The 14033-nt window shown below is 45.8% G+C and carries 15 protein-coding genes and 4 tRNA genes; 13 read left to right on the top strand and 6 right to left on the bottom strand.

The window, feature by feature from the left end:
- Positions 1 to 46 precede the first annotated feature (46 nt).
- The 6 genes from V3C10_13805 (at position 47) to V3C10_13780 (ending at position 1740) form a co-directional block, all read left to right on the top strand.
- A complete protein-coding gene (locus V3C10_13805) occupies positions 47 to 349 on the top strand; it encodes a metal-sensing transcriptional repressor (protein WVP60385.1) in 303 nt (100 codons plus the stop codon).
- A 46-nt stretch (positions 350 to 395) separates the two neighbouring features.
- Positions 396 to 590, top strand: a complete 195-nt coding sequence (locus tag V3C10_13800) for a metal-binding protein (GenBank protein ID WVP60384.1) — start codon at positions 396 to 398, stop codon at positions 588 to 590.
- A gap of 195 nt (positions 591 to 785) precedes the next feature.
- Positions 786 to 859 (top strand) — tRNA-Pro (locus V3C10_13795).
- A gap of 15 nt (positions 860 to 874) precedes the next feature.
- Positions 875 to 946, top strand: a tRNA-Glu gene (locus V3C10_13790).
- 43 nt (positions 947 to 989) lie between these two features.
- A tRNA-Thr gene (locus V3C10_13785) sits at positions 990 to 1062 on the top strand.
- A 51-nt stretch (positions 1063 to 1113) separates the two neighbouring features.
- Entirely contained in the window at positions 1114 to 1740 is a 627-nt protein-coding gene (locus V3C10_13780) for a hypothetical protein (GenBank protein ID WVP60383.1), read from the top strand.
- Between the two features lie 478 nt (positions 1741 to 2218).
- Here the strand turns inward: V3C10_13780 and V3C10_13775 are convergent.
- The 3 genes from V3C10_13775 to V3C10_13765 all read right to left on the bottom strand — a co-directional run bounded on the left by V3C10_13775 (position 2219) and on the right by V3C10_13765 (position 3323).
- Positions 2219 to 2291, bottom strand: a tRNA-Val gene (locus V3C10_13775).
- 249 nt (positions 2292 to 2540) lie between these two features.
- Positions 2541 to 2954, bottom strand: coding sequence for a VOC family protein (locus tag V3C10_13770; GenBank protein WVP60382.1), 414 nt, complete (start codon positions 2952 to 2954; stop codon positions 2541 to 2543).
- 177 nt (positions 2955 to 3131) lie between these two features.
- Positions 3132 to 3323, bottom strand: coding sequence for a hypothetical protein (locus tag V3C10_13765; GenBank protein WVP60381.1), 192 nt, complete (start codon positions 3321 to 3323; stop codon positions 3132 to 3134).
- A 439-nt stretch (positions 3324 to 3762) separates the two neighbouring features.
- On the opposite strand from V3C10_13765, the gene V3C10_13760 reads away from it, so the two are divergent.
- The 3 genes from V3C10_13760 to V3C10_13750 all read left to right on the top strand — a co-directional run bounded on the left by V3C10_13760 (position 3763) and on the right by V3C10_13750 (position 5618).
- A complete protein-coding gene (locus tag V3C10_13760; GenBank protein ID WVP60380.1) occupies positions 3763 to 4311 on the top strand; it encodes a hypothetical protein in 549 nt (182 codons plus the stop codon).
- A gap of 131 nt (positions 4312 to 4442) precedes the next feature.
- On the top strand, positions 4443 to 5024 hold the full coding sequence (locus V3C10_13755; protein ID WVP60379.1) for an SOS response-associated peptidase: 582 nt from the start codon (positions 4443 to 4445) through the stop codon (positions 5022 to 5024).
- A 225-nt stretch (positions 5025 to 5249) separates the two neighbouring features.
- Complete coding sequence (locus tag V3C10_13750) at positions 5250 to 5618, top strand: hypothetical protein (protein WVP60378.1); 369 nt, start codon at positions 5250 to 5252, stop codon at positions 5616 to 5618.
- A 411-nt stretch (positions 5619 to 6029) separates the two neighbouring features.
- Here the strand turns inward: V3C10_13750 and V3C10_13745 are convergent, their stop codons facing one another.
- Positions 6030 to 6266 carry an acyl carrier protein gene (locus tag V3C10_13745; GenBank protein WVP60377.1) on the bottom strand — a complete coding sequence of 79 codons (237 nt, stop codon included), beginning with the start codon at positions 6264 to 6266 and terminating at the stop codon, positions 6030 to 6032.
- 306 nt (positions 6267 to 6572) lie between these two features.
- Positions 6573 to 7340 (bottom strand): hypothetical protein, encoded by a 768-nt coding sequence (locus V3C10_13740; protein ID WVP60376.1) that lies wholly within the window; start codon positions 7338 to 7340, stop codon positions 6573 to 6575.
- A gap of 271 nt (positions 7341 to 7611) precedes the next feature.
- Between V3C10_13740 and V3C10_13735 the strand changes: the two genes are divergently transcribed.
- The 3 genes from V3C10_13735 to V3C10_13725 all read left to right on the top strand — a co-directional run bounded on the left by V3C10_13735 (position 7612) and on the right by V3C10_13725 (position 10311).
- Positions 7612 to 8529: a LysR family transcriptional regulator gene (locus tag V3C10_13735; GenBank protein ID WVP60375.1), complete on the top strand. Its 918-nt coding sequence runs from the start codon at positions 7612 to 7614 to the stop codon at positions 8527 to 8529.
- 116 nt (positions 8530 to 8645) lie between these two features.
- Positions 8646 to 9326 carry a response regulator transcription factor gene (locus V3C10_13730; GenBank protein ID WVP60374.1) on the top strand — a complete coding sequence of 227 codons (681 nt, stop codon included), beginning with the start codon at positions 8646 to 8648 and terminating at the stop codon, positions 9324 to 9326.
- Positions 9319 to 10311, top strand: a complete 993-nt coding sequence (locus V3C10_13725) for a HAMP domain-containing sensor histidine kinase (GenBank protein WVP60373.1) — start codon at positions 9319 to 9321, stop codon at positions 10309 to 10311. Before V3C10_13730 ends, V3C10_13725 begins: the two co-directional genes overlap by 8 nt.
- Before the next feature lie 148 nt (positions 10312 to 10459).
- Here the strand turns inward: V3C10_13725 and V3C10_13720 are convergent, their stop codons facing one another.
- The gene (locus V3C10_13720) at positions 10460 to 11356 is read right to left on the bottom strand and encodes a LysR family transcriptional regulator (protein ID WVP60372.1); all 897 of its coding nucleotides are present in this window, start codon (positions 11354 to 11356) and stop codon (positions 10460 to 10462) included.
- Between the two features lie 281 nt (positions 11357 to 11637).
- On the opposite strand from V3C10_13720, the gene V3C10_13715 reads away from it, so the two are divergent.
- Entirely contained in the window at positions 11638 to 13956 is a 2319-nt protein-coding gene (locus V3C10_13715; protein WVP60371.1) for an AraC family transcriptional regulator, read from the top strand.
- Positions 13957 to 14033: the final 77 nt, after the last annotated feature.

Here is a 14033-nt window from a genome sequence, read left to right as displayed (position 1 = left end):
ATAGGGTATTCAAAAATAGAGACCGACTATAAAAGGGGGATTCGCTATGAGCTGCTGCGATAACGAGGAGAGACATAAACACAGGAATCTAACGGAAGAAAAAGACTTATTGAAACGGCTGAACAGAATAGAGGGACAGGTACGCGGCATTAAAGCCATGGTGGAGGACGAACGCTACTGTGTTGACATCCTGAACCAGGTATCAGCCATCCAGGCGGCTTTAAACAGCTTTTCCAGGGTCCTGCTGTCCAATCATATTAAAACATGCGTTTTAGACGAGATCGAAGCCGGAAACGGCGAGGAGACGGTGGAGGAGCTTTGTAAAACGATTCAGAAGCTGATGAAGTGATGAGACTTTTGACTAAAGTATGAAGTAAGTTTATAGGAGAAAAAATATGAAGAAATTTAAATGTGAAGAAATTATGTGTGAAGGCTGCGTATCCAGAATTGATAAGGCGCTGACGGCTGCTGAAATTGAGCATCAGATAGATTTAAATTCCAAAACTGTGACAATTGAAGGGTGCGGGCATTGTGAAAAGAAGGCGGTGGAGATCCTGGATGATTTAGGATATTCTGCAGTCGAGATGTAAGGGGGAAGTAATACAATGGTTTTAACCTATGTTTAACAATTTTCAGGAATTTCTGCAAAAGCTTGGAAAACCTTGCAACTTCAAGGCTTTTCAGGAGTTCCGGAGAATTGTACTAATTGAGTGAAAAAATTTATAATATTTTTCTTCAGAAATGGTTGACATTTCCTGATATTTATATTATACTACCAAAGGTATCGAGGCGTGGCTCAGTTTGGTAGAGCGCTGCGTTCGGGACGCAGAGGTCGCGTGTTCGAATCACGTCGCCTCGATTACACCTGAAATATGGCCTGTTGGTCAAGCGGTCAAGACGACGCCCTCTCACGGCGTAAACCCGGGTTCGATTCCCGGACAGGTCATTTTAGAATTTGCTTTGGAGCTAATCCAGGGCATTTTTTAAACGCTTCCGTGGCTCAGTCGGTAGAGCGACGCATTCGTAATGCGTAGGTCGCCGGTTCGAATCCGGCCGGGAGCTGTATGGAAAGAAGTCGAAATTCCTTGTAGTAGCAAGGAGGTTCGGCTTTTTTTGATGTATGATGGAAAATGTAGGAGGACTGATAGGATGCAAGAATGCAAAAGCGGGAATGATTTGATTTTGGCCGAATACAATACATTACGACAAGAATTATTGAACAATATTGATGCCATGAACCAGCTGTATATGTTTGCTTTTACCACAGTAAGTGCAATTTATCTTCTTGCATACTATAACACGAAGCCCGATTTCTATTTGACTGCTTATGTGATTTTGATATTAACCCGTTGCAGGATATTGTATTACCATGAGATGACGTTGAGAATTTCAGAATACATTATTGTCTTTATAGAAAAGGAACACTTAGAACTGAGCTGGGAAACTATGGCGAGTAAAAAATATAAGTTAACGCCGAGAACGTCTCTTGCCTCTGTTTTAGCAGAGGTACAATATTTTTCATTTACGATCATAGCAGTTATGACGTTTTTAATGTACTGGTACATAAGCGGACAGAATTTAAGTTTGAATATACAGAATACGCTATCAATACTGGCGATAATTATTGTTGGGGCGTTAGATTGCAAAATGAGATTCGGGGAGTCAAAGAGACGGAGGATTTATAAAAGACAATGGAATGAATCGAAATATTTATCAAGAAAGAATAGAAGCATTCATTAAGAGGCAACCGTCAATGGGCAGGCGCTTTTAATATATTTAAACAAACGATTGAGAATGGGTAAATTCTATAGGTTTTCTAAGGCATAGAATATGGAAAAATTTTTATCAAGAAGAAGAGCAGCATAAAGATAGTTTAAATAATATGGAAATTTCAAGAATTAGAGCTCCAAAGCATAGAGAATTATGCGGATGGGAAAGCAATGGAAACAATAACGTATTCAAGGGATAGAGGTTAATGTTGTTCATAAGTCTGTCCTGGTTAAAGGTGGAATAGGGCTGCGGGCAGGTATCCCACCGGGGAGTTGGGCGTAAAGTCACCAGCCGGAGCGTGTTCCCGGGATAATTGACGTGAGACCGGACACCTCCGATACGGGCTGAACCGCATTCTTCCCAGAACTGGTGACAAAGAAATTATAGATCTTGCGGTATGTTTTGACAAGAAGGGTAAGGTGTCAAAAAGGGTTCGGACAACAAAAAATGGAGACAGCAGGACTCGAACCTGCGACCCTCTACACGTCAAGCAGATGCTCTCCCAGCTGAGCTATGTCTCCATATCACAATTATAAATGATAAAGCAGGATTTATCAAGAAGGAGTGAGGGGGACATATCGACACCTGTGATAGGAGGCGAATCTTTTGAAGAAGATATGGAAACGGGATATGAAGCTAAGCGATTATAATGTCTCCCGTGTAAAATATAAGAATTGAAATATTTCGGCATAGAAAAGCGGCAGTTGTCCTTTTAATGGCAGTCATTTAACTAACTTATACCTCCATCATAATTCCACCGTATTCCACCCTTACTTCCTCTTCAAGTTAATTTGCCAGCCCACGCCAAACTGGTCGACGACACTTCCATATAATTCACTCCAGAAAGTAGCTTCCAAAGGCATTTCGACTTTGCCGTTTTCACTGAGTTTTTGAAACCATTGAGTGAGTGTATCCGGATCCTCTCCGTTTAGGGTGAGGGTAATGTTATTGCCAGGGCAAAAGGGCATTTCAGGCGGAACATCAGAGAACATCAGCTCATTGCCGTCCAGAGTAATCGATGCATGAAGCACTTGATTTTTCAGTTCATCAGAAACTGGAAATTCAGGGCTATGGGGCATTTCTCCATAAGTCATTATTTGAGCGGGAGTATCAAATACTCTGCTGTAAAAGTCTACGGCCTGACGGCAGTTGCCTTGAAAGTTAATATAGCATTGAATTGTCATGGAAAAGTTCTCCTTCTTCTTTAATACGGAATAGTCTGTCCAGGTTTGTCTTTTCCGATTCAGAAGACGGAAATTGAAGCTGAGAAGGCGGTGGTTAAAAAATAGCCTCTCATATGGTTAAACGTATAAGAGGCTATGGTTCTTAACCCTTTTTCCAGGCTCATTAATTAAGGAGTGTTAATTTGGCCGATACCGGCGGCGTAGCAGTAGTCCGATTATGTACCCGTATCGATGAATATAGAGCTTTATAAGTTCGCGGTCTGCCGGAATCAGGCGCTTGTAATAACAATTGTCCAAATCATTCCAGGCTTGTGTAACAGAGTAACCGAGAATATTCCTTGCAATTTTTTTCGCTTCCTTATTTTTCATATAATGCCCCCTTTGATTTGCGCTATGGTTACGGGCTTCCAGCCTAAAATTCAAGCACAGGCGGCCGGGAGAGTATAGAGCCTGGGAAATAAGGGAGTAGAATTAAGTGTTCTGTTAGCTGGTTATAGCAATTTCAGAGAGGCAGGATAACAGATAGACTGTTTCTGTATAGTTTGGTTTAAAATGTTTTGTTTCCCTGTAATTAAAGGATATCATGTAGTTACCAGAATTTTACTGGAAATAATTGGTATTTATTTGCTTGCGCTAAAAACATGCCATGATGATATTTCATATGTGACAAAACAGCCATACTATTTTTAATAAAACAGCCTGAAAAAGCAGAATAGAATCACAGTTAACAAGAAAAATATCCCATAAGCCGTCTTTTTAAATCGTCCAATTGGAGCTATAATAAAAGAAACGGTTTCAGGAGGCGGATATGGAAAATACGAATGAATATATAGCGCTCAGAAATGAAGTTATAAGTTCTTCTAATTATCAAAAAGGATACATAAGCCTGCTTTATACTGTAGCAGCGGCGATATTCGCATTTGCCTTTACACAGGAAGAACCCCTGATATTTTTAGTACCAATCGTTGTAATAATTCCAATTTATCTTTTGAACATGAGGGAATGTGTGGGAATGCTGAAATTAGGCTGTTATTTACTTGTATTTTACGAAGAGGACAAGCCGGGGTGGGAAACAAGACTTAAAAATTATCATGAAAAGTTTAAAGATATTAAGGCAGATATTGATCCATACGTTTTTCTCAGCTTTTGTGGACCAGTAATCTGTGGATGGAAACTATGTTATGGTGGCCTTCACAATGTAGAAACTATCTTGAAATTGATTTTCGCATTCATTTGCCTGGTGACTTGTCTCTACATTATTAAAAAATATAATATAGATTACATTAATGCAAGAGAAAAGTATGTAAATGAATGGAAAATAATAAAGCAGGAAGAAAACAAAAATAGTATTGAATGAAAAGCACATATCCTATCTTTGCAGAATAAAAACAATTATTCCATCCGTATATATTATCATTTGTTTCCAATAATAGATGATAAGACTCCCCCCCCTGCGCCTCAGGAAGTAATAGATAGGAGGAATATACGATGTGCGGCAGATATAGTTTATATACGGATGAGGAAAATCAGGAAATTATCAAAATTATAAGGGCGTTAGACCAAAAGTATCCGGGAAACGAAATGAAAACAGGCGAGATTTATCCGACCAATACGGTTCCAATCCTTTATGCAATGGATGGAGAGATTAAACCCGAATTGAGCACATGGGGGTTCCCGCGTTTTGGATCTTCAAAAGGTGTTATTATAAACGCCAGATCTGAAACGGCAGAAGAGCGCCCGATGTTCAGAACAAGCTTACACAACCGCAGATGTGCGGTGCCCAGTACCGGATTTTTTGAGTGGACTCAAAATGGTGAAAAGAAAAAGTACAAGTTTAATTTACCGGAAAATAATATCTTATATATGGCGGGAATTTATAATGAATTTAGAGGAGAAAACAGATTCACGATTCTGACGGCCGTTGCAAATAACTCAATTGCAGATGTGCATAACCGTATGCCGGTAATACTTCCAGGAACGCTGTCGGAGGAATGGATTTTATCAGAGAAATTTGCCCTATCTTATATTCACTCCAATATGCCGGTTTTAAGAAGAGAACTCTCAATTTAGCAGGAATTAAAAATAAAGGTGAAAAGTTCATTCAATGAGCTTTTCACCTTTACTAATAAAGCCTAAGATTAATTGAGACGACTCCGTTTCTCCGCCGGTGCAGGAGAAATGAAAGTCTTGCCAAATAACGAAACCTGCTTTTACAAAACCGGTATTAGTTACTAGAAATCAAATCAGTTTATTGATAGTTCCCATTCCAACCATAATTAAGGATTCCTATTAGAATTGATTAAAACAGTTCCTCCTGCAGTTCCTGAGTTCTGGGCTGCGGCCTTGGAGGCGGTTGCGGCTGAGGAGGTCTCGGCGGCTGCGGAGGCCTTGGTGGCCTTGGCGGCTGAGGAGGTCTTGGCGGCTGAGGCGGCCATGGTGGCTGCGGGGGCCTGGGTGGCCTTGGCGGCTGAGGAGGTCTTGGCGGCCATGGTGGCTGCGGAGGCCTTGGCGGCTGAGGTGGCCTGGGTGGTCTTGGCGGCTGCGGAGGCCTGGGTGGTCTTGGAGGTCTTGGCGGCTGAGGTGGCCTGGGTGGTAAAGGCGGCCATGGAAACCAGGGCGGCGTTGGCAGTGTTGTTCTTTGAATTGTTACCAGGAAGGCATTAGCCTGAGGCGGGATGCTCCTTGTCATACGGGATGAGAATACAACATTCACCCACATTCCCCTCTGAATGCAGCATAAGCATATGCTTTGACCGAATGAGTTCAAGACCACGGTTCCACTATTAAGATTTAACCTGATAGTCTGTATGGAAGTAATATTATTGATTTCTGGTACGGAGTAAGATACTAAAATAGATGCGCTTAAGTTATTGAAGCAGGTAACGTCTTCTACGAATGCATTGTTAATTCGCATTACGTTTCCTTGTTGAAACATAGTTCCACGGGGATCGATAGCCATACGGTTCTTTCCAAACAGTTTTAATACATTATATGTCAGTTATATTGAAATGTGAGTTCATTTCCGATTATGGAAGGGGGACAAACGGTATCAAACGGCCAGGCGAAAGCTGCCGGCTATGAATCAGCCTGCAGCTTTTTTCTTTTCTCCTGACAGATACGTTCCCACACGTCAGCCACTGTGATGAAGCTGTCAAAATCAGATTCGTTGATGTCTATCCCAAAACAGTCCTCGATTTCCGTCAGAAAATATACAATTAAGAAGGAGTCCAGGCCGAGGTCGTTAATGAGCTCCGAAGACCCGGTAACCGGAACATCCGTGTATTCCTCTAATATTGCCTTAATCTTATCCATATGTTTCATCCCCCGGATTATGTATCTTTTTTAGTTCTTATTATAATAACATATCACCGAAAAAATTGATAGCTTAAGGCATTCCCGCCGCACGACTGCAAAAGCGTCCCCGGTCTTTCTATTCGTTTGATTCCCCTGAAAAAGGGGGAGCCGGCCAGGATTGCTCCCGCCGGCATGAGTATGAAAAAGTCTATATAAAAGGTTTGCTTCCTGTTTGATTTATACTATACAGGAAAATTGTGACAAAAGTTTGACCGGACAATAAAGAAAAAATAAAAATAATAAAGACTTTCTATACAGAACCCTCTATACCGGTTCCTGAAACAGGAGTTCTTCGTCAAACAGGGTTTCTCCGTCAAACAGGATTTCTCCATCGAACAGCAGCTCGCCGTCGTATTCGATACGGAGCGGCTCATAATATTTTTGGCCGGTTTCATATAAAATCTTTACCGTCACCGCTTTCGTTTCCCCGGAACTGTCTCTTACCCTGGTCTGGATCGTGATCACCGAGCCATTTTCAGATATATTCCAGTCACCGGATGATTTTGAATAAGTCAGATCTGTAAGAAAACGGCTCAGTTCCTGTTTGACGATGGAGGAGTATTTTTCAATATCAGGCGCGGATTCGGTTTCGTCCGCCGTGTTGTCTGCCCGGGCTTTACCGGTTTCGCCCGTTTTCAAAATATCCAGCACTCCGGGCGTTCCATCATTGCCGACAATATCCTGAACCCCCTTATAAAAGAGGGGAGTCCCGTGTATAGCAAGACTTTGAATGGATAGAATGAGCAGTACCATGCAGATGGAACAAAGGCCGGTTATCACCGTTCTGGCTGCTTTGTTAAATTTCCGGTATTTCCACATCAGGAACAGTCCGAGAGGAAAACAAAGAAACAATGTGGCCGCTGTAAAACCGGAGGATTGGTACAGACTCCGTTTTTCCGTTACCCGTGTTTGTTTCGATGATACATAATCATTGGAGGCCGGCTTCAGCGGGGCCGCTTCTTTTTTGACGGCTTCTCCACAGACAGGACAGTAATTTCCCTCAAAAGTTTCCCCGCATCTTCTGCATTTCACAGTACCGCCTCCTTCCACAATGAATTTATTAAAAACAGAGGAAATCCGCCCCTCAGCTCATGCGGTTCATTCAGTTGTTTTCTAAATTATAGCATATAAAGCGTCGGTTGTATATTATGGCGGGGACGGTACTCGGTTTGCGAAGTTTGTATTACTTAACAGCAAACGAACGGCAAACTAACGCCGCCAAATCATAAATCAGTTGAACTTTTTCCGAAAATCATGGATAATAGAAAGATAGGGACAGGATGATTATGGGGAGGAGTAGTATATGAATTTACAGTGGCTGTATTATTTTAATACAATCGCAGAACTGGAACATTATACCAGGGCGGCGGAACAGCTTCATGTCAGCCAGTCCAATTTGAGCCATGCCATTAAAGAGCTGGAGGAGGAACTGGGAGCGGAGCTGTTTGAGCGGAAGGGCCGCAATATTAAGCTGACAAAATACGGAGAAATCTTTCTTCCTTATGTTCAGCAGACAATCAATTCGCTGGAAGCGGGTATCACGACACTGAAGGAGTATATTGATCCGAATGTGGGAACGATTGTCCTGGCCGGGTTTCAGTCAATTGCCCAGTTTGCCACCGATCTTATGGTGCGGTATCAGTCCGAGACAAACCGCCTGGAGGTGCAGTTCCAGTACAGCCAGGAAATCTGGAAGGGAATACAGGGAAAACTTCTGGATGGTTCGGTGGATCTGATCCTTGGGACCAGGCTGAGTTATCCGCAGATAGACGCGGCCTATATCGGCACGCATCAGCTGGTTGTCCTGGTTCCGGAAGGCCATGAACTGGCCGGGGAAGAGAAAGTGGATTTGAAAAAGCTGGATGGCGAGAATTTTATTGCCTTTGATAACCATGCGCAGCTTCGCGGCCAGCTTGAGAAACTGTTTGACGAGATGGGGATAAACCCCAATGTAGTTTCCGAGACGCCGAACGATCAGATTATTTATGGTCTGGTGGCGGCCAGGCGGGGAGTATCGATTGTGCCCTATCCTCTGGCCGGAGCTCCTTATAATACAAGGATTCTTCCCATTGCCAACGATATACCGCAGCGCAGACTCTATCTGCAGTGGAATAAGGAGCGCTATATCCCTCCGGCTGCAAAATATTTCAGGGATTATATTATTCGCAGCGGAGAGGTGTTTGATCAGTATCTGGAGCATCATGGGATGCTGATACGTTAAAAAAGAATACAATGAAAGAATACAATACAGGCAGCCGCCAGGGAGGACGTTCGGTATGGGCGTCCTCTTTAGATACCTGTGGCCGGCATTGAAAAAATGGACAGGAGGAATAGCCGATGCAGCGGATTTTTCTGGTTGAGGACGATCAAGAAATTGCTAAAAATCTCATACTTTTGCTCCGTGCAGAGGGATATACGGTCATCCATGCCTCTACGCGCGGGGAAGCTTCCGCCGCCGCGGCCGGGAATAAATTCGACCTGGCGCTCATCGACATTGCCCTGCCCGACGGGAATGGTTTTACCGTATATACGGTAATTAAAGAGGCGCAGGATATTCCGGTAATCTTTCTGACGGCCTCCGGTGATGAGGCGAGCGTGGTTACCGGGCTGAACATGGGCGCGGACGATTATATTACCAAGCCCTTTCGGCCGCGGGAATTAATTGCGCGGATTGGCACCGCCCTGAGAAAAGGGGGACGTAGCGGCTCGGTATTTGAAATCTGCGGTCTGTATGTCGACACGGCAAACGGCATTGTAAAAAAGGACGGCAGCGAGATTTATCTTTCAGCTTTGGAATACCGCCTGCTGCTGGTGTTTATCAACAATCCCCGAAGTATCATAACGAGGGGGAGGCTGCTTGACGAACTGTGGGATGCGGCCGGAGAGTTTGTCAATGACAATACATTAACCGTATACATCAAACGCCTGCGGGAGAAAACGGAGGATGATCCGGCAAACCCGCGTATTATTCTGACGGTCCGGGGAACGGGATATAGATTGGGGGATGGGAATGCTTAGAAACAGGGAATTCCGGAGATTTGCCATCGTATATGTCCTGATGGCGGCTGCCGTTACGGTACTCGGCTTTCTGATGAATACGGCGGCCGGGTTGCTTGCCGCTTTTTCCGCGGCCGCCTTTGGCGCTTCCTTTTGCTTGTTTACCAAAGCCAGATATAACAGCATCGCCCGGCTTTCCAATCAGATCGATCTGGTGCTTCACAATGCCGAGCGGCTGGAGATTGACGAGTTGGATGAGGGAGAACTTTCCATTCTGCACAGCGAAATCACGAAAATGATGCTGCGCATCCGGGAACAGAACGATGCCCTGAAAAAAGACAAGATCCATCTGGCCGATTCTCTGGCCGATATTGCCCATCAGCTCCGCACGCCGCTGACATCCGCCAATCTCACCCTGTCTTTGATGGAAAACTGCAGGGATGAGGAGGAACGGAAATCCTTTGTGCGCGAAACCGAGGAATTGCTTACACGGATGGACTGGCTGATTACTGCCCTGTTAAAAATATCACGTCTGGATGCGGGAGTCGTAGAATTCCAGAGTGAACCGGTCGATGTAAAAGCCATGCTCAATACCGCGCTCCGGCCGTTTCTCATCTATATGGAGCTGCATGAAATAGAAGTGGAGATGGAGGTACAGACGGGATTATCCATCCGGGGAGATTCCGGCTGGCTTTCGGAAGCAGTCCTGAACCTTCTTAAAAACTGTTTGGAAAGTGTGGGAGATCACGGTAAACTGCAGATTACCTGCACGGAGAATCTATTGTATACCGAAATAACCATCCACGACAGCGGCGCAGGTTTTAAAACGGAAGAGCTGCCCCGTCTGTTTGACCGGTTTTATCGTGGAAAGAGTACAAATAAGGCGGGGTATGGGATTGGCCTGGCTCTTTCCAGGATGATTATCATACGGCAGGGCGGGACAATTACCGCAAAGAACCATCCGCAGGGCGGCGCGGTATTTGCCATCCGTTTTCCTAAGGAATAAATCGAATTCTCATTACCTGTCCAGGAACATAAAATCCCGCCGGCGGGATTCTTGCGCCGCCGCGCGGCGGCAAAAAACAGGCGCTTCCTCCAAAAGGGAAACGCCTGTTTTTTTCGCAAAATCCGGCGTGCCGGATAGATTTGTCCCATCAGCCGGGAGAGGAGCAGGCATAGCGTTGTACAATCAGGTTGCGTACGCGTTGTACGGCCGGGGTGAGGGGCCGGTTCCGATCCCAGGAGAGATAAACGGTCCGGAGGAACTCTTTTCCCTTATCGTCAATCGGAATCGCCCTGACTCGCTCTGTCTTCATGGCTGGTACCTCGGGCAGAATCGATACGCCGAATTTCAGGGCCACATACTGGAGGGCGGCATTACATTCCCGGACCTCGAAAACGACATTGGGGATTACGCCGCGCTGGGTGAATACGTGGTCGAGCTGTTTGCGCAGACTGCTGGCCTTATCGAGCATCACAAGCGGTTCCCTGGCAAAGTCTTCAAAGGTGACATAGGAGCGGTCGGACAGAGGGTGCTCTAAAGGAACGGCGAGGTACAGGGGCTGTTTCATAATCGTGATCGAATCAGCCCATTCATCGCGGTGGGTGCAGAATGCCAGATCCAGTTTTCCGTTCTTTAGCAGGCTGAAAATATCAAAAGAAGTGTCCTCGGTAAAATGAAAACGGATCTGCTGGTTCTCGGGAAGGCGGTATACCTCCTCAACCATGGATGGAATCAGGGAGGACGAGATGGAATGGAAATATCCGAGGCGCACCACAAGCGGTGCGGTGCCGGCCATCTGCTTTAAGGTATTGGTTCCCTCCTCCATCAGCATCAGGGATTTCTGTACATAGGGCAGAAAACGTTCGCCGTAGTCGGTCAGGCAGATTTTCCGGTTCTGCTTCTCAAACAGCTTGACGCCCAGTTCTTTCTCCAGTTCGCTTATGGAGTAGCTGAGGCTTGGCTGAGCGATATGAAGTTCCTCCGCCGCATGTGTATAATGTAGCACACGGGCCAGAGTTTCAAAATATTGTAATTGCAGCAAAGTCATGATGACACCGTCCTTTTTTATGTATCACGCTTATCTCAAAATTCAGAAATTAAATCCAATAAGCGCAGGTTTCTCATTGGATTATATCATAAGCTACATCGGATTTCTACAAAAACCGCCGCCGTCATAGAACCCGTCATAGAACCTCTCTATCAACATGAAAGAATACTGGTATTAGACATGCCCGAATGGAATGGTTATACTGAAAATGATAAAAATGGGGATAATGCGGCCAAAATGCAGAAAAATATCGGCAGATAACGGCCAGGGGAGAAGAGTATATGAGACATTTTAGTGTTTCAGGCTGTTTCCGTAAAATAAAAAACAGCCTGTTTGCGAGGATTTTTATGGGACTGATTCTGCTGTCCCTGGGAATGGTACTGTTTATGGGGTTCTGGATGAATAATATAATCAGCCAGAATTACAGGAAGCAGGCGGCGCTGTCAGGGGTGAGCCGCCTGAAGCAGACGGATGAGGCAATGGAACTGATCATCAATATGCTGGGGCAGAACATGGCCCAGATGATGTGGAGCAATGATTTTATTACCTATATGGTATCTCCCGGGCGTGTCGCTCCGGAACGCGATTACCGGATTGGGCGCCAGCTTAAGTCTATCGGAAGCGGAAGTGAGCTGGTGCAGAGCGCCTGCCTGTATTCGCCCCTGACCGGTGAAATCCGGGACAGTGAATCGATTTTTCAGGCAGAGGAGTTTGTGGACTGGCCCATTCTCAGGGAGCATCTGGAGGAACAGGCGCCGGAATGGCAGAAAATCAGGAGAAAGACCGGTACGATGACCACGACCACGGTGATGTCCAGGGAAGGACGGATCCTGGTTATGCAGGATTTGAACATTGCCTCCCATATCGGGACGCTGGTGTATGAACTGAATGTACAGGCGCTCGGCAGTACGCTGGGGCTTACGGGAGTATCGGGGGAGACGGAAGTTTATATTTATGATGAGAACCGGGAGGCATTTTTTGAGGATCTGCTTTCTTATGACACGATAAACCCGGATTGGGAAAATGACGGGATGTTTATTAACCAGGAAAATCTGGCGGAGGTGGCAGGGCACAGTACCAGGGGATTTTACCGCTATGATTCGCCGGAGGACGGCCGGGTTTATCTGATGCCGCTCGATACGGGAAATCTCTCCGTGAGGGTTATGGATGTCCTGCCCATGTATCTGGTGGCATCGATCGTTTTTCTGGCGCTGAGCATTGTGTTTGATTACTATATCAGCTATTTCATTTATCGTCCCATCAACCGGCTGATGAAGCTGGTGACCCAGGCCGACGGCAGGGAAAAACAGTCGGGAGATACGGAGATCGATTTCCTGGAGGGAGCTTACTGCGATGCGATGGACCAGCAGAGCCAGCTTAAGGGAGTGATTGCCAATATTGCCCCGGAAATCCTGGACTCCATGCTTAAAAACCTGATGGTGGGAAAGGCGATTGAGGAAGAGCGGGTCCGCGAAATTCTGGAAGGAGTGGGCAATCCGATCCTGGTAAACAGCCGCTACCTGGTTCTGGCCTGTAAACTGAGCGAACCCAGGGAGAGAAAAGGAACCGATGTGGAGCTGAACCTGCATCTGCTGTCCATCAAAAAACTGGTAGAAGGGATTGAGATTTCGGATTACCATATTTACGATATCCGCACCGATAAAATGGTCGTGGTGATTGTCATGGGATTTCCGCCGGAGTACCCTGTGGTGGCAATCAAGCGGGAATGTGCGAAGCTGTCCCGGCTTTTGCAGCAGCTCGGGGAGAAGATTCCCTACGGGCTCCAGCTGGAGCGGGGCAGTATTTACCAGAATATCATGGACATCCGTTACGCCTACAAAGAGGCGGTGGGGAAACTTCAGTACCAGCAGTATCTCGACAGCAGTGAGACAGAACAGGAGGAAGAAAACGACGGGGATACAGATCGGATTGTCAACCGCCGTTATTGCCAGGAGAGGACCAAGGCGCTGGTGGAGCAGGCCTCCCAGGGCAACCGGGCGGAGACGGAAAACCTGCTCGGCCAGATTCTGTCCGATTTGAAACGCGATATCACGGATTTAGCGGAATTCAGAAATATGGCCCAGCTTTTTCTGGACGAGCTGACGGAGAAAGTCATAACACTGCCGCTAAATGAGGAGGAGCAGGAACTTCTGGAATCGGTTCATGCGGTGACGGCGCTGAGGGAGCTTTCAACCAGGGAAGAGCTGTCGGCGCGCGTCCTTGAAAATGCCAGGATCGCCGTCGGTCTTCTGCACACCTATAACAAAAAGAACAGCTACCGGTATGTGAAGCTGGCAAAAGAATATATTGCACAAAATTACGCCGACAGCAATCTGTCGCTAAATGACGTATGTGAACATATTGGAATCAGCGCTTCCTATCTGAGTGAACTTTTTAACGAAATCAGCGGGGAGAAATTTTCATCTTATCTGGCCTCCTTCCGGGTAGAAAAGGCCAGACAGCTTCTTCGGACCACCAATGTCACGATCAAGGAGATCGGCTTTTGCTGCGGTTTCAACTCTGTACAGAACTTTATCCGCGTATTTAAAAAATATACGGACCAGACTCCGGGAAATTACCGGGGAGGACAGGATTCATAACCGCAAAGCAACGGTCCGGTACCCTGATATTCACCGAAAATAACAATTCTTCGAATTGGTAACATTTCCCCGGAAAC

The sequence above is a fragment of the [Clostridium] symbiosum genome (genome assembly GCA_036419695.1).
Classification (GTDB): domain Bacteria; phylum Bacillota; class Clostridia; order Lachnospirales; family Lachnospiraceae; genus Otoolea; species Otoolea symbiosa_A.
The sequence above is the reverse complement of the archived record's forward strand: the minus strand, read 5'-3'. Positions and strand labels throughout refer to the sequence as shown.